The 22926-nt window shown below is 49.2% G+C and carries 17 protein-coding genes and 1 pseudogene; 15 read left to right on the forward strand and 3 right to left on the reverse strand.

Annotated features, from left to right (window positions below):
- The first annotated feature begins 122 nt into the window (after positions 1 to 122).
- Positions 123 to 1931: a methyl-accepting chemotaxis protein gene (locus tag R70723_RS15885; RefSeq protein WP_039873345.1), complete on the forward strand. Its 1809-nt coding sequence runs from the start codon at positions 123 to 125 to the stop codon at positions 1929 to 1931.
- A 113-nt stretch (positions 1932 to 2044) separates the two neighbouring features.
- Positions 2045 to 2191: a lmo0937 family membrane protein gene (locus R70723_RS33430; protein WP_144027092.1), complete on the forward strand. Its 147-nt coding sequence runs from the start codon at positions 2045 to 2047 to the stop codon at positions 2189 to 2191.
- A gap of 121 nt (positions 2192 to 2312) precedes the next feature.
- Here R70723_RS33430 and R70723_RS15890 read toward each other — a convergent pair whose 3' ends face one another.
- Positions 2313 to 2831 (reverse strand): GNAT family N-acetyltransferase, encoded by a 519-nt coding sequence (locus R70723_RS15890; RefSeq protein ID WP_039873348.1) that lies wholly within the window; start codon positions 2829 to 2831, stop codon positions 2313 to 2315.
- A gap of 192 nt (positions 2832 to 3023) precedes the next feature.
- Between R70723_RS15890 and R70723_RS15895 the strand changes: the two genes are divergently transcribed.
- The 7 genes and pseudogenes from R70723_RS15895 (at position 3024) to R70723_RS34265 (ending at position 13877) form a co-directional block, all read left to right on the forward strand.
- Positions 3024 to 3254: a MerR family DNA-binding transcriptional regulator gene (locus R70723_RS15895; protein ID WP_231574733.1), complete on the forward strand. Its 231-nt coding sequence runs from the start codon at positions 3024 to 3026 to the stop codon at positions 3252 to 3254.
- A gap of 86 nt (positions 3255 to 3340) precedes the next feature.
- The gene (gene tnpB, locus R70723_RS15900) at positions 3341 to 4429 is read left to right on the forward strand and encodes an IS200/IS605 family element RNA-guided endonuclease TnpB (protein ID WP_197071781.1); all 1089 of its coding nucleotides are present in this window, start codon (positions 3341 to 3343) and stop codon (positions 4427 to 4429) included.
- A 199-nt stretch (positions 4430 to 4628) separates the two neighbouring features.
- A complete protein-coding gene (locus tag R70723_RS15905; protein WP_052421333.1) occupies positions 4629 to 5210 on the forward strand; it encodes a GyrI-like domain-containing protein in 582 nt (193 codons plus the stop codon).
- Between the two features lie 57 nt (positions 5211 to 5267).
- A pseudogene (locus R70723_RS31610) lies at positions 5268 to 5956 on the forward strand (DUF554 domain-containing protein).
- A gap of 221 nt (positions 5957 to 6177) precedes the next feature.
- Positions 6178 to 6984 (forward strand): hypothetical protein, encoded by an 807-nt coding sequence (locus tag R70723_RS15915; protein WP_052421334.1) that lies wholly within the window; start codon positions 6178 to 6180, stop codon positions 6982 to 6984.
- A 15-nt stretch (positions 6985 to 6999) separates the two neighbouring features.
- Entirely contained in the window at positions 7000 to 7146 is a 147-nt protein-coding gene (locus R70723_RS33435) for a hypothetical protein (RefSeq protein ID WP_156123821.1), read from the forward strand.
- Between the two features lie 398 nt (positions 7147 to 7544).
- Entirely contained in the window at positions 7545 to 13877 is a 6333-nt protein-coding gene (locus R70723_RS34265; RefSeq protein WP_218639307.1) for a rhamnogalacturonan lyase family protein, read from the forward strand.
- Positions 13878 to 13961: 84 nt separating this feature from the next.
- Here the strand turns inward: R70723_RS34265 and R70723_RS15925 are convergent, their stop codons facing one another.
- Positions 13962 to 14912 (reverse strand): helix-turn-helix transcriptional regulator, encoded by a 951-nt coding sequence (locus R70723_RS15925; RefSeq protein WP_039873356.1) that lies wholly within the window; start codon positions 14910 to 14912, stop codon positions 13962 to 13964.
- Between the two features lie 109 nt (positions 14913 to 15021).
- Between R70723_RS15925 and R70723_RS15930 the strand changes: the two genes are divergently transcribed.
- From R70723_RS15930 to ppsA, 3 genes are all read left to right on the forward strand, one after another.
- Positions 15022 to 15501: a GyrI-like domain-containing protein gene (locus R70723_RS15930; RefSeq protein WP_039873358.1), complete on the forward strand. Its 480-nt coding sequence runs from the start codon at positions 15022 to 15024 to the stop codon at positions 15499 to 15501.
- Positions 15502 to 15575: 74 nt separating this feature from the next.
- On the forward strand, positions 15576 to 16601 hold the full coding sequence (locus R70723_RS15935) for an NAD(P)-dependent alcohol dehydrogenase (protein ID WP_231574734.1): 1026 nt from the start codon (positions 15576 to 15578) through the stop codon (positions 16599 to 16601).
- A gap of 207 nt (positions 16602 to 16808) precedes the next feature.
- A complete protein-coding gene (gene ppsA / locus R70723_RS15940) occupies positions 16809 to 19424 on the forward strand; it encodes a phosphoenolpyruvate synthase (RefSeq protein ID WP_039873360.1) in 2616 nt (871 codons plus the stop codon).
- Here the strand turns inward: ppsA and R70723_RS15945 are convergent.
- The gene (locus tag R70723_RS15945) at positions 19408 to 19818 is read right to left on the reverse strand and encodes a MerR family transcriptional regulator (protein WP_039873363.1); all 411 of its coding nucleotides are present in this window, start codon (positions 19816 to 19818) and stop codon (positions 19408 to 19410) included. The two genes, ppsA and R70723_RS15945, sit on opposite strands and share 17 nt — an antisense overlap.
- A gap of 150 nt (positions 19819 to 19968) precedes the next feature.
- On the opposite strand from R70723_RS15945, the gene R70723_RS15950 reads away from it, so the two are divergent.
- From R70723_RS15950 to R70723_RS15960, 3 genes are all read left to right on the forward strand, one after another.
- Complete coding sequence (locus R70723_RS15950) at positions 19969 to 21018, forward strand: NAD(P)-dependent alcohol dehydrogenase (protein WP_039873364.1); 1050 nt, start codon at positions 19969 to 19971, stop codon at positions 21016 to 21018.
- 220 nt (positions 21019 to 21238) lie between these two features.
- Complete coding sequence (locus R70723_RS15955; protein WP_039873367.1) at positions 21239 to 22120, forward strand: ABC transporter ATP-binding protein; 882 nt, start codon at positions 21239 to 21241, stop codon at positions 22118 to 22120.
- A gap of 5 nt (positions 22121 to 22125) precedes the next feature.
- Positions 22126 to 22926, forward strand: a complete 801-nt coding sequence (locus R70723_RS15960) for an ABC transporter permease subunit (protein ID WP_039873369.1) — start codon at positions 22126 to 22128, stop codon at positions 22924 to 22926.

The raw sequence follows: 22926 nt of genomic DNA on the forward strand, positions 1-22926 counted from the left end.
TCTATCAGCGATTTATCATTGAACACAGGTAGAATAAATCTATGAAAATTGCTTCAAACCGTACATATTTGTTTGTTTCAGCTTCAATTGTAAAGATCATACAACCAGAAAGAGGGTAGCACATGAGTAACGTAGAGAACGCGGCGGGTGGAGAGACTGCTTTTCCCGAAAGGGGACAAGAGGAGGCTTTGATAAAAAAGTGGGTGTTAACCGGATTTAATCTGTGGCGGGATCTGTCGGTCAGGCTCAAGCTGTATCTTATGATTTCCATCAGCCTGATCTCCTTTGCCGTAGCGATGATTTACATGGTTGAGACCGGAAAACGCGATATAAACAATATAACTACTGTTCTGTACAGTGTAACCATACGTTCAGCTGCCGAACTGTTTGGTGCGGACAAAAATCTGCAGCATATCGTGCTCGAGCACAAAAAATTCAGTTTTACCGGAGGCGCCTCAGGAACAGAAGTAACGGCTGCGGCAACAGGGGCAATTATTAATAAAATTGATATTGCCAAATCTGAGCTGAAGCAGCTTGGTGTGCTGGACAGCATCCTGTACAGGGATACTGATACAACACTGAATATGCTGTTCGCCGATCTGTCCGCCCGTCTGCAAAGCTGGTCTGCCGATATCACACAGCCTGCTGCAGCTGCCCCGGCAGAAGAAGTCCTTGATGCCCAGTTGTCCGAAATAGGCGCTGCGATTGCCAGGATAACCTCCTCGTTAGAAAACTACTCTAAGGTAAGCATTACTGCAGCCAAAAACGAGGCACTGCGTAAAGAACGCTTCGGCTTCGTGATGCTGCTCCTGGTTGAGGCTGCCACATTAATTCTCGCAGGGCTGACGATCCGGCATATTGTCACCACACTGCGAAGCGTTAATATCAAGCTTTCGAACGTGACCCAGGGAGATCTGACCGCAGTGCCTTCTGCCAGCTATCCAAAGGACGATCTCGGCCGGCTGTCCCGTTCGGTTGATACAACCATCAGTGATCTAAGACAGCTGATCTCCAACATTGCAGCGAGTGCATCCGTCACAGAGCAGGCTATGCAGGCGGTGCTGCTTGGATCACAGACTGCATCTGCACAAACGGATAATGTGGTTGGGAATATGGAGGGGATGTCCTTTCATGTGAAAAGCCAGTTAACAGGCATTATTGAGACGAGCCGCGCAGTGGAAGAAATGGCGCTGGGGGTCAACCGGATTGCCGCTACCGCAACTCATATTGCTGATAATTCCTCTGTCATGCAGTCTTCCGCCGCACATGGCCTGGAGTCGATCACTTCTTTGACGGATCAGATGTCTGATCTCGCAAAGGTAATTTCAACATTAGAAGCGGTTATCTCCTCACTAAACAGCAAGACCATACATATGAATCAAATTGTGACAAGCATAACGGGGTTCGCACGGGACGCCAACCTGCTGTCGCTTAATGCCTCTATTGAAGCCGCAAGGGTAGGAGAGCATGGACGCGGATTTCTGGTGGTTGCCACGGAAATGAGACGCTTATCCGATCATTCCAGACAGGCTGCTGAGGAGGTAAGCGGGATCTTGCAGAAGACAGTCAAAGATATTACACAAGCATCGGAACTGATGCACCGGACCACTGAAGAGCTTAAAACAGGAAACGCCGGGGCAGGAGAGGTACACACGGTATTTCAGGAGATAATCTTATCGATTGGCTCTATAACAAGCCAGCTGCATGAAGCTTCCGCTGTGACCGAGCAGCTGTCGGCTTCTTCTGAGGAGGTTGCGGCGACCATGGGCGAGCTGACAGGCGCAGCCGAATCGGTTTCACATAGGGTAGGCTCGGTTAATGACGAGGCTGCCGGGCAAAAGAAAATCCTGTCAGGCGTAGTCCAGTCCTCGGATAATCTGGAGCAGGTCGTCACGGAGCTCCGGAAATCGGTGGATTCCTTCAGATTATAGCTCCTCCTGCACACAGTTAAAGTGTAATACCAGTTTTTGGTCACCGTTTAAGTCTCCTTCGATACGGGTAAAAAAGAGACAAATACCTCCTCAGGAGAAAGGTGGTACCTCTTATGCTATGGGGCTTAATCGCACTAGTAGTTATTGCATGGCTGTTCGGCTTTATCTTTGATGTTGTCGGTAATCTTATTCACCTGTTGCTCTTTGTTGCCGTGATCCTTTTCCTCGTCAACCTGTTCCGCGGACGGTCACGGGGTTAGCCAGTACACATTATTTGCCGAATAGAACCACAGCCGCCGGGTAAGCCGGGGCTGTGGTTTTTTGTATGCAATGAAGGACAGCATTAACTGTTAGTACGGTAGATACAAAGCATCAAAGCAGCTAGATAGTGTCTGCTGCAAAATTCCACCCCATAGCAAATTCAATTAAATCATTTGTTCCTATGACGATATTCTTTTGGCCGATTTGCCGGCCGCCCTGCCGGGTGTAAAAGGCAAGAGCCGGGTTATCCCTTAGCACCCAAAGCATCATCGATGAGCAGCCGTTGCTTTCCAAATGCCTGGTCATCGAGTTAAAGAGCAGCTTGCCAATACCCAGTTGCTGATGTTCCTGTAACACATACAATGCATACAGTTCTCCCCCGTACTGATATTCCTCATTACGATTATGGCCGCCATGGGCAAATCCAACCATTTTCCCTTTTAAGTCCTCCGCGATATATACAATTTCATCTGCACGCTGATTTTCAAATACCTGTACCCAGTTCTTAGCACGGCTTTGGACGGAGAGAGCAGCCAGGTATGATTCCGGTATAATGCCTGTATACGTTGTTTTCCAGCTTTCAACATGCACAGCAGCTATTTCTTCGGCATCGTTAATAGACGCTTCCCGTATTTTCATAAGGCAGGTCTCCTAAACATTAATTGGTAATGTATCATAAATTCTACTATACAGCTAAGCTGTTCTAGTCGCAGGTTGTTTTTTAAAACGGCAGGATGATAAGATGCATAGTATTAAAATGGTCATGAACCTTTTGTTACACTTACTTGGAAGGGCACGAACAAGGTTTGGAATATGAATTTTTTATAATAAATGGAAGGAAAGAACCTGCTTACAACCATGAACAGCATGTTTTTAATCGGGGAAATGGCTAAGCTCTTTCAAATCGATATCCGGACGCTGCGCTATTATGATGAAATTGGCCTGTTCACACCGGCATCTGTGGATGTGCACACAGGATACCGTTACTACTCTATAGAGCAGTTTGAGAGCCTGAATACGATTCTTTATCTAAAAAAGCTGAGAATACTCCACCCTCGATAGGGTGGGGATGAATCAGCGGTATTTGACCTAAACCCGAACGTATGTGCTATAATATGAATAATATTACCAAAAATGAGGTGTCGCACATGCTGATACATCAAGCCTATAAATACCGGATCTACCCCACACCGGAACAACAGCAACTCATAAGGCGTATGTTTGGCTGCTGCCGCTTTGTGTTCAATACCTTTTTGGACACTTGGAATCAAAGCTATGCGGAAACGGGAAAAGGCTTGTCCTATCACGCTTGTGCGACAAAACTCCCTGTACTAAAAGCGCAATACGACTGGCTGAAAGAAGTCGATAGCATCGCTTTGCAGTCGGCTGCCCGTCATGTGGCGGATAGCTTTGATCGCTTTTTCAAAAAGCAAAATCAAGCGCCACGCTTTAAGAGCCGGAAGCATCCGGTTCAAAGTTACACGACCAAATTCACGAACGGGAATATCGCCATTGAGGGGAGTCGCTTGAAGCTCCCAAAACTCGGCTGGATGCGTTTTGCAAACTCCCGGAAGCTGGAAGGCCGGATATTGTCCGCTACCGTGCGTCAAAACGCCAGTGGGAAATTTTTCGTTTCGCTTGGCTGCGAAGTTGAAAAGAACCCACTGCCGCAAGTGGACGCACATATCGGAATCGATCTGGGTTTGAAAGAGTATGCTGTAAGCTCAAATGGTGAACGGTATGCCAACCCCCGCTTTTACCGCCAATATGAGAAAAAGCTGGCGCTTTGGCAGCGGCGGATGGCTCGGCGTACTCCGGGCGGCTCCAACTGGAAGAAAGCGAAGCAGCATGTCGCTCGCATTCACGAACGTATTGCGAATAAACGAAATGATTTTCTCCACCAACTGACAACGAAACTGATCCGTGAAAACCAAACGATTAGTATCGAACATCTGCGTGTCGCGAATATGATTCAGAATCCCAAGCTTTCAAAATCCATCGCGGATGCGTCTTGGGGGGAGTGGGTACGGCAACTGACGTACAAAGCCCTTTGGTATGGACGAACCCTTCGGATCGCTGATACGTTCGAACCGACCAGTCAGCGGTGTCACGTGTGTGGCACGATTCACCCGGAAGTAAAGAATCTTGCGGTTCGGGAATGGACGTGTACCGTTTGCGGTACGCTTCATGACCGTGATGAAAACGCCGCTCATAATATTGCACAAGTAGCGGTTTAACCGCCACCTATCCAAATGATAGAACTGCGGGAACGCAGGAATCGCTTGCTAAATAAGAAGAGGTTACTCTTCTGTTCGCAAGAATCCGCCACTTCAAGCGTTAGCTAAGTGGGGGAGAATTCAATTAAAAGCACTGAATATTCCTTTAAAGGATATCAGGGATTTTGTACATAACCGAAACCTGGATGATATTTTAACCATGTTAAAGGAACAGAGGACCCGAACCGAAGAAAAAATCAGAGAATTTGAGCAGATTCACCGGAAATTAGAGCAGCGGATTCACCAGATTGAAGATGCTGCGAAGAAAGAGGATATTTTCAAAATACGGCCGGTTGAGTTCCCTGAGCGGACAATTATCATGCTCAAGCAGCGAATCCATAATAGTGATAATCTGGAGATGTTGATCAGGCAGCTAGAGAACAGCAGCGCGCTCAAATCCAGCGTTTTCCTGGGACAAGTCGGGTTAATGCTATCGCTCACGGGTCTCGCCGAACACCGCTTCGATCAGTATGATGCCATATTCCTGTTCATCGATGCGGATAAGCCATCCCTGCCAGATCAGATTGTAAAAACAATTCCCCGGCAGACCTGTCTGACGATCTGGTTTGTCGGTACCCATGCAGATGCGGCAGTACATTATACAAATTTGCTGAGCTACGCCCGGGAAGAGGGCTATACCCTAGCTGATGATGCGCTCGAAATTACGTATATTGATTATGGGCTTACACAGGATACCTCCAAATTTATAACCGAAATTCAATTGCCGGTAACGAAACATTGACCCTCCAGCTGCTGGAGGGTTTATTCTTGTAGCAAATGAAGAGTAGGAGAGATAAAAATGATTGGAACGGTTGTGAATACTGCTGCAATTATTGTCGGCAGCGTTGCTGGCAGTGTATTTAAAAAAGGGCTGAAGGAAGCTTATCAGGATATTCTTATGCAGGCTATGGGGCTGGCCGCTGCCGCTCTGGGTATCAATGCAATGCCATCGCTCAGCACTTACCGGATAGTGAATACCCTGTATTATTTATTGTCAGCCTGGCTCTTGGGGGTGTAACCGGGCAGATGCTTAATCTGGAGCAGCGCTTCAAGAATATAGTTTCAAGATTTTCGTCGGGCAAACTGGCTGAGGGGCTGTCCACAGCAATCCTGCTGTTTTGTGTCGGAACAATGTCGATTATTGGTCCCATAGAAAGCGCTTTGAACGGTAACAATACGTACCTGTACACGAATGCCATCCTTGTTGGAGTGACTTCAATCGTGCTGGCTTCCACATTCGGAATCGGGATTATTTGGGCCGCTGCGGTGCTTTTCTTCTGGCAGGGTTCAATCTATCTTCTGGCTAATGTGCTGACTGACTTTATATCATCTGCACTACTAACAGAAACCTCAATTGTCGGTGGAGTGCTAATCTTATGTGCGGGACTGAGCATTCTTGGAGTCCGAAGCTTTAAGACGATTAATCTGATTCCCGCGCTGCTGATACCCGTTATCTTTATTGCTGTTAAAAGCGGGCTGGGACTATAAAGGGAACAAATCCTAAATGGTTTGGAGCTACGCTTAACTAAATTACTGCATTTTTATTGATATTCTATATTTCAGCATAAAAAATCGTTAAATTATGATATAGCTCACATACTCAATTAGGTAAAATAAGGAATAATAATTCCAGGAAATAGCATTTAAAGTGTCTTTTAGGGGATTTTTTAGTCGGATGTATGTCAAAATGGAGGGAAGGATGAATCATTTTGGAGCTGGATCTTAACGGGTTTAATGCAGACTCACTGGTACAAATGCTAAAGGCTTCCTTTACTTTAGAGAATTGGGACAGCATGCTCCTTATCGCTGATAAACTATACACCGAGATTAATACCTTCTATAAAATTAACCAACAAGAGCAGCTTTCCGGGAAACGAGTAAGCGGATTTGGTTTAAACCGCAACATAGTCTATTACTTCGGATATAGTATGTGCCTTAAGGGAATTGCATTAGAGAAATTAGGACGTTTTAACGAGGCGAGAGATTGTATTGCAATGTATAAGGATTTGGGCTGGATTAACGGAATAGACGCGGAGGGACAGGAAGAAGTTAACTATTATCGTGAAATAGCCAAAGGGAATCAGTACATCATTGAGCTTAATGAAGGAAATGTATCTGTTCTACCTGATTACCTCGCTTTTCTACGTAATACCAAAGAAGAAGTGATGCCTGGTGTACTCTACATTCTAGATTCGGCTATTAAGTATAGATTCAACGTTGACCATGTTCTGGAGGAGTTCAGCGAACAGATAACAGCTATGGCTGAATACTATGAGACACAAAGAAATATTCGATATTACATAGATTATTCCTACTTAAAAGCAAGATATTTTTCGATCAATGACAGAATTGACGATGCTTTAAATATAATTGTTCAGTCTTTAGCAACCTCAGTTAAACTAAAGGATGATAGAGGATTTAAAAAATCCGCTGCTCTATTTGAGACACTCCGGGGACAGGCAACCTCTGAGCAGCTGGATAAGTATCTCGGAATAATGAAATATATACTAGACTAGGGAGGATTCATGTTTATGAAAAAGACATTTATACTCGTTGTCACAGTACTCGTATTGCTTAGCGTAAATGCTGCTGCAGTTAGTGCGGAATGTGGAATAACCGTTACTAATCCCAGCAACAGCAATGGGTTTGTTCTTCTTGGCCACGGTGTTGATCATTAATTTAACATGAAATCCGGACAAGCCCTGCAATCAATGCAGGGCTTGTTTTTATTTTCACCTGATAACTAAACAAAATAAAAATATCAAAAAAGCAAAATAGTCGATTTTAAGCTTAATCTGCATTTTTTTGCTAAGAATGCGCTCCCAAACTTTGTTACACTTGTGCATAATTAGAGGCGGGATATAGTAATGCAGCATTTTCACAAGCTTCTAATTGGAATCCCGCTCATATACACGCAGTATCGAAGGGAGTGATCATCCTTACAATAGTCTGACGTTTCCTGTTTAGATTTCCCCTGATTTCTAAAATTGATTTTAGACAAATAGGAGGAGTTAAGTACATGGGTATAAACGTTTCCGGCAGGAAAGCAGCACTTGCATTCTTTATGTCAATTCTGATGATTATTTTGTTAGTGATTCCCCCGGCTCCGGCACATGCCGAGACATCGGGCAGCCCGCCTGCTCGTCAGGCTGAATATCTTGACCGCGGGCTGGTGGCCGTACTGACCAGCGGTGGTGTGTATTTGAGCTGGAGATACTTAAATACGGATTCGGATGAAATCGCTTTCAACATTTATAAGAACGGCTACAAAGTAAACAGCACCCCTGTTAGCGGTTCTACAAACTATGTAGATACTACAGGAGCTGACAGCTCACAATATCAGATTTCTACTATTATTGCGGGAAAAGAACAAATCCAGCCTGAGACCGTTTCGGTCTGGCATAACAACTATCTGCCGATTCCGCTGGATAAACCTGCGGATGGACGCACCAAAGACGGCGGGACCTATTCCTATTATGCCGGGGATGCATCTGTAGGGGATCTTGACGGCGACGGAGAATATGAAATCGTTTTCTTATGGAGCCCGAGCAACTCCAAGGATAATTCCCATGCCGGATACACCGGCAATGTCTATATTGATGCGGTTAAGCTGGACGGCACCAAGCTGTGGCGGATTGACCTGGGTGTCAACATCCGTGCCGGGGCGCATTATACCCAGCTGATGGTGTATGACCTGGACGGCAACGGCAAGGCTGAAGTCGTGGTCAAAACAGCGGACGGCACAAAAGACGGCCAAGGCACTATCATAGGCGACGGAAGCAAGGATTACCGTAATGACGGCGGATATATCCTGACTGGTCCGGAATACCTCACCTTGTTCGACGGTGAAACCGGAGCTGCCGTATCCACCGTGGATTACATTCCGCCAAGAGGCGATGTAGCCGCATGGGGCGACGGTTACGGCAACCGTGTGGACCGGTTCCTGGGCGGTATCGCTTATCTGGACGGCGTGAAGCCAAGTGTAGTGATGGCCCGCGGTTATTATACACGTACTGTGCTGACAGCCTATGATTTTGTTGGCGGACAGCTGGTCCAGCGCTGGACCTTTGATACCAATCAAGTCGGGAAACAGTACGAGGGACAGGGTAATCACAATCTGAGCGTGCTGGATGCCGATGGCGACGGCAAGGATGAAATTATGTACGGCGCACTCGCCATTGACGACGATGGGACTCTGCTGTACAGCACGGGGCTGGGCCACGGCGATGCCATTCATGCCGGCAAGCTTGATCCGAACCGTGACGGCTACCAGGTGTTCAGCGTACATGAGCATACCAACGCCGAATACGGACTGGAGATGCGTGATGCTGCAACAGGAGAAATTATCTGGGGCCAGTATACTGGCAAGGATACCGGACGCGGCATGTCGGCGGATATCGATCCCAACTATCCAGGGTACGAATCTTGGGCCTCCACGATTGTAGATGGACAGATGGACCCTTTATCTAAGGGATATGCTGCAAACGGTGACGTTATCTATGAGCAGAATGAGGTGCCAAAGAGCGCCAACTTTGCAATCTGGTGGGACGGGGATCTGCAGCGCGAGCTGTTTGACCATGACTGGAATAACACTACCGCACAAGGGATTCCGCTTATATATAAGTGGGATTATGAGAACAAGCAGCTGAAGGAAATCTTCCGGGCGGCAGGCACTCTGACAAATAACCACACCAAAGGAACACCGGCCCTTCAGGCGGATATCCTCGGGGACTGGCGCGAGGAGCTGCTGCTGCGCAGTGAAGACAGCTCAGAGTACAGACTCTACACTACAACGATTCCAACGTCCTATAAAATTCCGGCACTGATGCAGGACCCGGTATACCGGCTCGGCATTGCCTGGCAGAATGTCAGCTACAATCAGCCGCCTCATACCGGATTCTACCTGGGAACTGAAGCCACTGAATTCCCGAAAGCGAATCTTGCACTGACCGGATCACAGCAGCTGCCTGAGCAGGTCTATCGCTTTGACTTTGGCACAGATGCAGCAGCCGGAACTACAGCCGTACAGGATATGCTGTATTCACAGGAGTCAGGCTATGGCTTTGAGAGCATCAACGGCATTACGGTGGGTACAGGGCATGTGGCCCTGCCTGAAAACGCCAAGTTCGCAGTTGACCTGCCTGATGCCAATTATCAGGTGACGCTCAAGCTGGGCGACACTGGCCGCAGCTCCAATGTGGGCGTGAAATCTGAATTCGTGCAAAAGCTGGCCGTGACCAGCCTTAATGCCGGGGAAACCCGCGAATTCTCTTATGATGTTGCACTGGTGGATGGCCAGCTGGAGTTTATTTTCACCGGAACGGCTATTGATGTGCAGGAAATTATCATCTCACAATACCCTGACAAAACAGCCGGAGATGCAGTGACCCTCTATATGGCCGGCGATTCAACCATGCAGTCCTACAGCAGCATTCAGGCTCCGCAGGAGGGCTGGGGCCAGCAGTTTGGCCGCTATTTTGCCAATGGCGTGGTAGTCCAGAATGATGCGATCGGCGGCAGAAGCAGCAAATCCTTCATGGTCGACGGCCGTCTGGATTCCATTCTGCAGCGGATTAAACCAGGCGACTATTTCTTCATTTCCTTCGGCCATAACGACGCCAGCGCAGGCATTCCTGAGCGTTACGCTTCGCCGGAGGATTATAAAACCTATTTAGCCCGTTATGTAAACGGTGCCAGACAGCGCGGTGCCGAGCCGGTGCTTCTTACCCCGGTAGGTCGCAGAGATTTTAATACCGTAACCCAGGAATTCAACGTCAGCTTCCCTGAATATGTGAAGGCTGCCAAGGAAGTAGCCGAAGAGCTTAATGTGAAGCTGATTGATCTGAGCCAGTTGAGCATTGCTTTTTATGACAAAATTGGATTAAGCGCTTCTGAGAAAGTGTTCCTCTATGCGAATCCGGGGGAATTTCCAAAGTACCCGAACGGCGTAGGCGATAACACTCACTTCAGCAGCTACGGTGCACAGGTAATCGCTGCACTAGTTGCAGGAGCGGTTAAAGAAATGGAATTAGGCATATCCCCATATGTGATTGATCCGGATATCACTGAGCCTGAACCGGAACCGGAAATTCAGGTGTATGAGGAGGATTTTGAAGGCGATCCGGCAGCAGTCCAGTATGCGCTGGTAAATGCGACAGGTATCGCCGGTACGATGTCGGGAACCGTTGCTGACCAGAATGGTAACAAGGTGCTGGCCGTTACAGGATCGGGCTCCGGTAACCGGGCAAAGACGTTCCGGCTGTTCGATGCCGTTAACGGTGACATCGTCAAGGTGAACTTTGACTGGAATTCCGGCAATGTCAGCGCGACTCCGTCGGAGGGCCATCTGTCGCTGCTGGACGCAAATGAGAATATCATTTTAACGCTGCTGACCAAGACAGGAACGGCAAGTCCGGGTACCAAAATCCATTACTTTGTAGGCCCGTACACACCAGACTATGGAACCGGAACTACAGCTGTACCGGACGGCGGAATTGCCACTAATCTGCTGAAGAACCAGTGGGTTAACGTGGATCTCACCATTAATTTTGCCGGAAAGACCATGGATTTGACTTTAACCAGCCTGGCAGATCCAAGCGTTACACAGACTATCGAGGATATTCCAATGAATCAGGGTGTTTATGCGGACAATGTAAGAGCACTCCGCTTCCTGGGAACAAGAAAAGGCGGGGGCGGTACACTGAACTGGACTACACAGATTGATAACGTGCATATCGAGGGCAAGGAGCTGCCGCCGGTCGCAGGTGACCAGAAGGCCTTGGTCGCACTGCATACTGAGGTAAAAGGATTGGATCTGGCAGCTTATACCGAAGCCTCCAAGGCTGTTCTGAATAAAGCGCTGGCGGCTGCCGAAGCCATTATCGGCACTGAAGCGACGCAGGCGCAGGTCGATCATGTCTTTAACATGCTGACCGTTGCGAAGGCTTCACTGTCAACTGAAGCCACAGGTGAGATCAGCAGCTATAAGTTTGACTTTGGCTCCGGCAACGCGGCTGAAGGCTACACGAAGGTAGACAGTAAGAGAGCTTATGTGGAAGGCAACGGCTACGGCTTTACGGACACCGCTCTGGTGCAGGATGCAAACCGTGAGACAGGAAATGATCTAACCGGAGATTTCACTAACGTGAACGGCAGCTCCTTCCTGGTGGAAATGGAGCCGGCCAACTACCGGGTTACGCTTACCATCGGTGATGCACAGGAAACGACAAATGCCGGAGTAACCGTCGAACAAATGCCGAAGCTGCCAGCTGCGGCCATCGCAAAGGGTGAATTCAAAGAGGTTAGCTACGATATTGCGCTGATTGACGGCATCTTTACCTTTGAATTCACCGGTGCCACTCCAAAGATCAACGCGATGACGCTTGAACGCCTGCCTGATAACGGAGCGGGTACTCAGCCGGTTATTTACCTCGCAAGTGATTCAACAGTGGCGAATTATTTGGAAAGCTATCGTCCGCAGGCAGGCTGGGGTGAAAAGCTGGGCGGCTACTTCCACCTGGAGCAGATCAGTGTCGATAACCGTGCAGTCAGCGGGCTCAGCAGCAAAACCTTCCTGGTTGGCGGTTATCTGAACAATATCCTGCTGAATATTCACGAAGGCGACTATCTGTTCATGCAATGGTCGCACAATGACTCCACACCTTCCCGTCCGGAGCGTTATCTGACGCCGGAGCAATTCAAGGTGTACCTGAAGGATTACATTAATGGTACATTGCAAAGAGGAGCAACCCCGGTTCTGGTGACTCCGGTTAACCGGCGTGATTTTACGGGCGAAGTGCTTAACAAGAGCTTCCCTGAATATGTGAAGGCGATGAAGGAGACTGCACAGGAGACCGGAACCCTGCTGATCGATCTGAATCAGGTGAGCTGGGAGTACTTCCAGGAGCTTGGTACTGAAGGGACTAAAGACATCTTTATGTGGGTAGGAGCTACCGAAGACAACACGCATCTTCAGTTGAATGGTGCAGCTAAGGTTGCGGAGATGGTGGCAAGGCTTGTACAGGAGCTGAACATTCCGCTCTCAGCACTCGTTAATCTGGATGCTCCTTCGGATAATGAAGCACCGCGTACAACCGCGGCAGTGGAAGGACAGCTTAATAACGGCTGGTATACCTCGCCGGTTAAAGTAACCTTCACCGCGACAGATGAGGCTCCAGGTGTAGAGGCTACCTATTATCAGGTAAACGGCGGTGAAGCCGTGACCGGATCAGAGCTGAGCCTGGGTGAAGAAGGCACACATCTCATCACTTACTGGAGCGTGGATCTGGAAGGCAATAAAGAGAATGCCCAGACGCTGGAGGTGCGGATCGACCTTGCACCGCCGGTTGTTGAAATCCAGGGCCAGAGTGAGTATACGATTGACCAGCAGGTTGTAATTGGCTATTCCACTGCCGATACCGTCTCTGGAGTAGAGCAGCCTAATGGTGAGGTATTGAATACCCCGGCTTATACACTGGAGCCAGGCTTGAATACAGTAACTGCCCTGGTCTATGACCGTGCAGGCCAGGAGACCGTTGTAGACTTCAGCTTTGGTGTTACCGCTACCTTCCCAAGTCTGACGGAGCTGACACGCACATTTGCTGCAGGTTCGGAAGACCCGGGTGCAGCAGCACTTGCCGGCCGGCTCGCTGCGAAGCTGCAGGAAGCGGAGCAGGCGGCAATTGCCCGTAACGGCGCCAAAGCCCGCCAGCTGCTCACTGCTTACATCAGCGATGTAGACGCGGCTGCCAGTTCGGCATTTACCGCTGAGCAGGCAGCTGTACTGCACAAATGGGCTGCATGGCTCAGCGAAGCAACTCCGCTGGCGAACAGCGCTCCCGGAACCCCTGTCCTGTCCGATAATAACGGTCATGATACTGGACTCAGAGACGGGGATTTCACCATCACGATGAATCTCTGGTGGGGAAATAACGGTACCAAGTTCAAGCTGTACGAAGACGGCAAGCTGGTCAAGGAAGTTTCACTGTCTGACCAGTCCCCGGCTGCCCAGTCCGTGCAAATCGACATTACCGGGAAGAAGAACGGAACGTACGTTTATACCGGCGAATTAATCAATGCACTGGGTATTACGAAGAGTGCACCACTGACAGTGAATGTTACGGATGCCTCGCCAGGGCAAGCTGTTTTGTCTAATGACAACTGGGATGGAGACGGCAGCTTTAACGTGACTATGAATTTGTGGTGGGGTACCAACGCTACTGAATACAAGCTATATGAAAACGGCAGGCTGGTGGACACTCAAGCCCTTCAGTCCCGTACGCCGGGTGCACAGTCAGCCGTAACGGCCATTTCAGGCAAAGCTGCCGGAACCTATGAGTATGAGGCCGTGCTAAGCAATGCAGGCGGGGAAACCCGGACTGTGAAGATGCTTGTGACGGTTAAGAAATAAGCTTAGGCAACCAGAACAGCATATCAGCCCGAACTAAGCCCAATGGAACGGCATTACCGTTTCATTGGGCTTTTTAAATGAATGTCATTTACTGTACAAATGTATACGGGATTGCATGCTTTCTTTAACCTCTCCCGGCATTTCTCTAACCTTGATATCTTCCCCCAGGAATAACAGCCAGCTTGTCATTTCAGCCAATTCATCAGGCTGATTCACGTTAATAAAGAGCTTTAGCATAGCCGTTGTCTGATATGGATTCGTATAAGCGATCGAAGCATGAACAGGATGATATTTTTTGAACTGGGCAATTGCCGTTGGACCAAGCTCAAGAACAAGATTGACGGCTTCGACCTGTCTGCTCAGCTTTTCAAGCATCTTTTTCCTGCTTAATCTCCGCTCCGGTATAAACGGCTCAACGTTTTCGAGATGGTCAACCGGATAAAGCTGTATTTGTTCACCTTGTAAATCAAAGCCCTTAATCATCCAGCGGCTCTTCTCCCGGTAAAGCTGCAGAAGAAATATGGGATAGCTCTGATCATAAATGGTAATGAATAAATAGCTGTCTGCAAGCAGAAGCTGAATCAGCTTGTCCAGCATGGGGTGGGGAAGGTCTGTAAGCTCGAGGAGATCCGGATTATGAGGGTTAGTTCCTTCAAACAGCAGAAGCTGATTTAACAGAAACAGATCCTCCTGCTGATTCTCTGAGATCAGGCCGAGCAGCTTCTCTGTCAAAGACTGACGGCTCTTCAGGTAAGGCAGCTGCTGGTTTCGTGTAGCCATAAATGCAATAAAAAGCGCCTTGACCTCATTATCCGTGAACCGAACAACGGGCAGAACAGAGTTGCGCATGACAGAATAACCGCCGTCTCTACCGACCTCAGCCACAAGCGGCATCCCTAAAGCTTCAATTTCCCGGACATCCCGGATCGCAGTTGAACGGGAGATATTGAATTCGCGCATCAGCTCAGTAATGGTAAAGTGTGCCCGGTTGTTAATATAGCGCATGATAATGTTAATCCGTTCAACTTTTTTCATAGCAGCCCCTAAACAGTATCATTTTTTGACATGGTTCAAGGTTATCATAGCCTTATCAGATGAGGAAGACAATCATTTGATAAATCCAAACAAAGAGGAGTTTTCCGGAATGTCAGATTATAACTTTGAGCAAAAAGAAGGCTTTATCGTCATAGGACTCGGCACCGAGCTGAAAAGCGATTACACCGATTATGCCGGCATCAATAAGGAAAAAGCGGATTTTTGGCAGGAGGCCGGCCGGGATGGAAGACTCGCTCATCTTAAGAGCATAGCTTCTAATGAATACATTTTTGCCGTGAATGAAGCGGTTAACAACAAAATGATGCATTATGCCGGCGTTATGTCCGAGCAGACTGCACCGGAGGAAGCAAGAATCATTCAATTTCCTGCAGGGGAATACCTGGTAGTCAGAGGGGAAGACCAGAGCGCGGATGCCTTGAACAACAAGCTCACCGGTATTGCCTTTGGCCAGGCTTTGCCGGAATCAGCAGAATTCGTTTATGTCGGCGGACCTAATACGACAGTTGAGATGGGGAGCAGAAACGGCCTCGTATACGGGGAAATGTGGATTCCTGTCGTCAGAAAATAATGCAACCCTTCGCGGTATCCCGGCGTTATAGTTAGAGAAAGCCTGACTATGATGGTTATGAAACGGAGATGAGCATGAGCGTGAAGATAAGCAATTCAGGGTTAACCCGTAACAGTGGTTCAGGGTCGATGATGGCGATGGTTTACGATACCTATGGAACAGCAGAGGTCCTCCGGATTGAATCCGTAGCTATCCCTAAGCCCAAGGACCATGAAGTGCTGATCGAGGTGCATGCCGCTTCAGTTAACTCCTGGGACTGGGATCTTCTGCGCGGGAAACCTTTTGTAAACAGGATTGGCGCATTCCGTTCTCCCCGATACCGGATACTTGGTGCAGACATTGCCGGCAAAGTGCTTGCAGTCGGCGGAGCTGCCGCACGGTTTAAGCCGGGGGATGAGGTGTTCGGCGATCTGTCCGGCTGCGGCTGGGGCGGATTTGCCCAGTATGTATGCGCGGCAGAGGTAGCTCTAACCCCAAAACCGGCCACACTCAGCTATGCAGAGGCTGCGGCTATACCCCAGGCGGCTGTTCTGGCCTTGCAGGGTCTGCGTGACAAAGGGAAGCTGCAGCAGGGGCAGCATGTTCTGATTAACGGCGCCGGCGGAGGCGTCGGGACGTTTGCGGTCCAGTATGCCAAGCAGCACGGGGCTGAAGTGAGCGGAGTTGATAGCGCGGACAAACTGGAAATGCTGAAGACAGTCGGTGCTGACCATGTTATCGATTATACGAAGGAGGATTTTACCCAAAGCGGGCCTAAATACGATCTGATCCTCGACGTTGTCGGGAGCCGCTCCATATTCCCCTTGAAGCGTGCGCTCAGAAAGAAGGGCACCTATGTTATGATAGGCGGCCCCCTCACGCGCATCCTCCTGAATCTGCTCAGTGCTCCGTATATTTCTCTGCTTGAAAAGAAAAAAATAGCCGTGCTGGTCCATAAACCGAACCATGCCGACCAATTACTCTGGAAGGAGTACGCTGAGGCCGGAACAGTCCGGCCTGTAATTGACCGGGAGTACCCTTTAGCGGAAGCCGCCCAGGCGGTCCGTAAGATCGGCGAAGGAACGGTGAAGGGCAAGGCTGTCATTAACATGATGCTCTAAACTGTTATATAAGGAAAACAAGAAAGAACCTGATCTCTTGGTCAGGTTCTTCTTTATTGCATATGTACAGAAGCAGTGATATAATCAGCCTACCTCTATTTTTTCGAAAAATAGACATAAAAATCTTATCTTATAATTTAAATTTACTACAGATAGCTGCTTTTGTCAAATGTTATTTTTGAAAATCACTCGTTAGGGGAGATGCGGATGCATGCTTCAGTTCTCAGCTTAAAGGAATTAACAGCTTCACAGCTTATGCTTGCCGGCGGAAAGGCAATGAACCTGGGCAAATTATCCGATATAAACGGGATTCACGTGCCCGAAGGCTTTTGTGTTACCACCGGCGTTTTCCGGCAAGCGGTAGCAAATAGCGGGCTGTACCAGTCTCTGCTCGGACAGCTGAAGACACTATCACCCGGTCACCGGGAGCAGATCGCTGAGATCAGCCGCCAGATTCGGCAATTGATCATTGAAGTCCCATTTCCTGCAGAAGTAACGGAAGCTGTAAAGAAGCAGCTGTCACAGCTGGGGGAGGAACTCTCCTATGCTGTGCGCTCCAGCGCAACTGCCGAAGATTTGCCGCATGCCTCTTTTGCCGGCCAGCAGGACAGCTATCTCAATATAATCGGAAGCAGCAACATCCTCGGGCATATCAGTAAATGCTGGGCTTCACTGTTCACAGACCGAGCAGTAATCTACCGGATGCAGAATGGCTTTGACCATGACCAGGTGTATTTGTCTGTCATTGTTCAGAAGATGATCAAACCGGAGGTTTCCGGGATCATGTTCACTGCTGACCCTGTATCCGGCAGCCGGAAGGTGGTGTCCATTGACGCCGGCTTTGGGCTTGGCGAAGCACTGGTCTCCGGTCTGGTGTCTCCCGACAGCTATAGAATTCAAGACGGGGTGATTATTAGCAAACTAATTGCCGCTAAACAGCTGGCTATGTATAGCCTTCAGGAGGGTGGAATCCAGACTCACCGGCTCGAACCGGATCAGCAGACGTTACCAGCGCTCAGCGATCCGCAGATAATTGAGCTCGCGCTGCTGGGCAGGAAGATCGAGGCTTATTTCGGCTGTCCGCAGGACATAGAGTGGTGCCTGGAGAATGGCGTCTTTTACATCGTACAGAGCCGGCCCATTACGACTTTATTTCCAATCCCGCAGGAGGCAGATCAGACTAACCGTGTTTATCTGTCCGTCGGCCACCAGCAGATGATGACGGATGCCATGAAGCCGCTGGGCTTGTCTTTTTATCTGTTGACTACTCCGGCACCTATGCGTACCGCCGGCGGAAGACTATTTGTCGATGTAACCCCTCATTTGGCTTCACCGGACACAGGGGCAGCAGTCCTTAATGCGCTCGGGAAATCTGATCCGCTGATCAAAAACGCCCTTATGTCTCTTGTGGAGCGCGGAGATTTCATTCAGGACTCATCGGAGAATCATAAAGTACCCCATTCACTTAAAAGCAACGAAAACACAGATCCCGGATTATTTAATGCACGAATCGAATATGACCCTGACCTCGTGCCTGTATTGATTCAGCGTAATCAGGCATCCGTTGAACAGCTGAAGCAGCGTATCCAGACCCGGTCAGGGACGGCTTTGTTTGATTTTATTATGGAGGATATGCAGGAGTTGAAGAAGCTTCTGTTCGATCCGCAGAGCTCGGCAGTCATCATGACCGGTATGGACGCCTCCTCATGGATCAATGAACGGATGAACGAATGGTTAGGCGAAATTAACGCAGCAGACACGCTGTCCCAGTCGGTAGCAGATAATATCACCTCTGAAATGGGCCTGGCGCTGTTGGACGTTGCGGATATAATCCGCCCTTTCCCGGAGGTTATCGCTTATCTGCAGCACAGCGCAGCAGAAGGCTTTCTTGATGAGCTCACTCCATTAGCAGGGGGACGGGAGGCCAAGGACGCCATCTGTTCCTTCCTGGACAAATACGGCATGCGCTGCAGCGGTGAGATCGACCTGACCCGAACGCGCTGGAGTGAGCAGCCGCATACGCTGGTCCCGGTAATCCTGAATCACATCAGGCATTTCAGCCGGGGCGCCAGCAGGCAGAAATTCAAACAGGGCCGGCAGGAAGCCATAAAGAAGGAGTGTGAACTCCTGGACCGCTTGAAGCAGCTGCCGGACGGCGGACCAAAGGCCGCCGAAACGAAACGGGTCATTGGCCTGCTCCGCGGCTTCAGCGGGTACCGGGAATACCCGAAATACGGCATGATCAGCCGTTATTTTATTTATAAGCAAGCTCTGCTGAGGGAGGCAGACCAACTGGCCGTAAAAGGCCTTATTCAGGAGCAAGAGGACATCTTCTATCTGGCCTTTGATGAACTGCGTGAAGCTGTCCGTACAAGCCGCCTGGACTATGGAATAATCAGCAGACGAAAAGAAGAGTACAGATTGTATGACAAGCTGACCCCGCCGCGTGTCCTCACCTCTGACGGTGAGATGATCAACGGCAGCTACAAGCGCACAAATCTCCCGGAGGATGCAATTATAGGGCTTCCAGTTTCCTCCGGCATTATAGAAGGGCGTGCACGTGTGATCTTTAACATGGAGCAAGCGGATTTGAAAGAAGGGGATATCCTGGTAACCCCGTTCACCGACCCCAGCTGGACACCTTTATTTGTATCGATTAAAGGACTTGTTACTGAGGTCGGCGGTCTCATGACGCACGGGGCGGTAATTGCGCGGGAATACGGCTTGCCGGCCATTGTCGGTGTGGAACGGGCAACCCGGCTGATCAAAGACGGTCAAATGATCCGTATTAACGGTACTGAGGGAATTATTGAGCTACTGTAGCTTTATTCTTTTTGTGAATAGCCTCCGTGCCGCATTCCAGGGCAGACTCGTAATAGTGGCACTTATGCTCGATGACTTCCATGGTTTTCTTTAATTCTTCCATCTGGGCTTCTACGGATGCCTTTCGTTCCAGGAACATATCGTATCTGAGCTGCAGTGTGGAATCGCCCTCGGAGCACCATTCAATGAAATGCTTGATCTCCTTGATCGGCATCCCGGAAGCCTTTAGGCATTCAATGACTTTCAGCGCATCGAGATCGGTATTCTTAAAAATCCGTTTACCGCCCGCCGTACGCTCTAAATTAGGCATAAGCCCTTCCTTGTCATAATACCGCAAGGTGTGCGGGGTCAGATTAAAATGCTGTGCTGCTTCGTTAATGGTATAGGTCCTCATGTTCTGTCTCCTATGTTCAAATTACTTCTTGACTTAGAGTTAACTTTAAGTAATAACATAGGTTTTGTAAAGGCCGGACAAGCCGGTAGCTTTTTACAAACGATTAGAGGCAAGGAACTCAACCTAAACATTACAGGAGGGCTTATACTTATGATTCAAGTTAACGCACGCGCTACATTTAATCCGGAGGGCCCGTTCAAGCTGACTACCATCGAGCGCCGGGAGCTTCAGCCGCACGATGTCCTTATTGAGATTAAATATGCAGGCATCTGCCACTCTGACATCCATACCGCCCGCGGTGAATGGGGACCGGTCAAATATCCGCTTGTTCCAGGCCATGAAATCGCCGGATTTGTCAGCCAGGTTGGTGCAGAGGTAACCAAGTACGCAGTTGGCGACCGTGTAGGGGTTGGCTGTATGGTGGACTCCTGCGGAGAGTGCAGCAGCTGCCATAAAGGGGAAGAGCAATATTGCCTTCACGGCAATACCGGCACTTATGGAGCCACTGACCGTCATGGACACTATACCCAAGGCGGATATTCCACTCACATCGTCGTGACCGAAAACTTTGTAGTCCGCATTCCGGACAGCATTCCGCTTGATGCAGCTGCACCGCTGCTGTGTGCCGGAATCACCACCTACTCACCGCTGCGCCACTGGGAAGCCGGCCCCGGCAAAAAGGTAGCTGTTGTCGGACTTGGCGGACTTGGCCATATGGCTGTGAAAATCGCCCACGCTATGGGTGCTGAGGTTACAGTGCTTTCACAGTCCCTGAAGAAAAAGGAAGACGGGCTGCAGCTGGGAGCAGACCACTATTACGCTACTAGCGATCAGGAGACCTTCAAACAGCTCGCAGGCTCCTTCGATCTGATCATTAATACCGTAAGTGCACAGATTAACATCGATGCTTACCTGTCACTTCTGGCACTGGACGGTACACTGGTCAATGTCGGTGCGCCAGCAGATCCGCTGGCTGTTAACGTATTCTCCCTAATCGGCCAACGCCGTACGTTCGCCGGATCTATGATCGGCGGCATCCGCGAAACCCAGGAAATGCTGGATTTCTGCGCTGAACACAACATCGCCTCCGAGATCGAGGTTATTTCCGCTGACCAGATTGATGAAGCCTGGGAGCGTGTACTCGCTTCTGATGTCCGTTACCGGTTCGTAATTGACATCAGCACGATGGGGCAAGCTTAATTCCCTTAAGCTTACTAAACATTCGTTAACTTTATTAAATCATATTAAAGATCTATAACACCTTCAAAAGCATCCGTTTCGCCTCAGGGCAGGGAGCTTTTGGAGGTGTTTTTTGATGTTGACCAGACTGGTTTACAGGACTATACTAGGCCCGAAAGCAAGACAGGACTTCTGTCAAAAGAATTATATCTCTGATCGCTGCCTTCGGGAGGGTGCCCCAATGAGTGTCATTGAAATCCACAATCTTACCAAGCATTACGGCAAGTCTCGCGGCATAAAGGACGTTAACCTGAGTGTGGAGGAGGGCGAAATTTTCGGCTTCATCGGCCCCAACGGTGCAGGCAAATCGACAACGATCCGTACACTGCTGGGGCTGATCTCCCCGACAAGCGGTAGTGCTACGATTTTCGGCCAAAGCTGCACCAGGCATCCAGAAATCCGCAAGGAGCTGGGCTATTTGCCTTCGGAGGTTTTTTATTATGACAACATGAAGGTGATCGACCTGCTCAAATACTCCGCCAGCTTTTATAAAAAGGATTGTACGAAGCGGATCATGGAGCTGGCGGAGATAATGGAGCTTGACCTGAAGAAGAAAATCGACGAGCTGTCGTTCGGCAATAAAAAGAAGGTTGGTATTGTGCAGGGATTGCTGCATGAACCGAAGCTGATTGTCCTTGACGAGCCTACGAGCGGCCTTGATCCGCTGATGCAGCAGCGATTTTTCGATCTGATCGGGGAAGAGAACCGTAAGGGCGCCACTGTATTTTTTTCCTCACACATCCTCAGCGAGGTCCAGAAAATGTGCAGCCGGGTCGCCTTCATCAAGGAGGGGGAGATCATTAAGCTGGAGAAGATGAGCACCCTGCACGAGAACAATTACAAACGGATCAGCATCGAAGGCACCTCAGATATCAGCAGGGATGCTTTTCAAATCAGCGGAGTCAGCAATCTGACCGTTAACGGCAACGCGGCGACATTCATTTTTAAGGGGAACATCAATACCATTATTCAAAAGCTGTCCGCAACCGAGCTCCGCAACCTTTCCATTGAAGAGCCCGATCTTGAGGAAATCTTCATGCATTATTATGTGAAGGGGGATTGAGCGGGATGAATATGGTTATGCATGAGCTGAAGGCGCTCCGTAAATCCGGCGGAATCTGGGTCTGTGCCATGATTGCATTATCCGCACTGTTTCTGTCCATTTATCCAAGTATGGTAAAAGATGCTGCATACTTCACCGCGCTGCTGGAGGGCTACCCCGCCTCTGTGCGGGAGATGCTCGGGATTCATCTGGATTACATAACGTCTATTCCAGGCTACTATTCCATGGTGTTTGTATATATTGCGCTATGCGGGGCTATTCAGGCCATGCATCTCGGGGCATCCATTCTTTCAAAAGAAGCCCGGGAGCGCACGGCGGATTTTCTGCTCGTCAAGCCGGTGTCCCGGTCCAGCATCGTTAGCGCCAAGCTGTTCGCCGCAGTTACAGCCGTTCTTGCCATTGATATTGTCTTTTTCGCAGTAACAGCCGGTATAGCCGGTGCATTGGCAGCAGCAGATTTCAGCTTACACCTGTTTTTGCTGCTTAATCTTCCGCTGCTGTTTATCCAGCTGATGTTTCTGGCTATCGGCCTGGCTGCCTCCGTATTTTTTACAAGACTCCGAAATGTGCTGCCGCTGTCGCTAGGCGCCGTTTTCGGCTTGTATATGGCAGGTGCACTGCTTAATCCAGGATCAGGCGGGGGTGCAGTTCGTTACCTCTCGCCATTTCAATATTTCGACAGCATATATATCATTGAGCATAGCGGATATGAACTGCAGTATCTTATAGCCGGTGCCGTTATTATTGCAGCTGCGGTAACCGTCAGCTACCGGGTATACATCCGGAAGGATGTTCATGCAGTATAG

The organism is Paenibacillus sp. FSL R7-0273 (genome assembly GCF_000758625.1).
In the GTDB taxonomy this organism is placed as follows: Bacteria; Bacillota; Bacilli; order Paenibacillales; family Paenibacillaceae; genus Paenibacillus_AQ.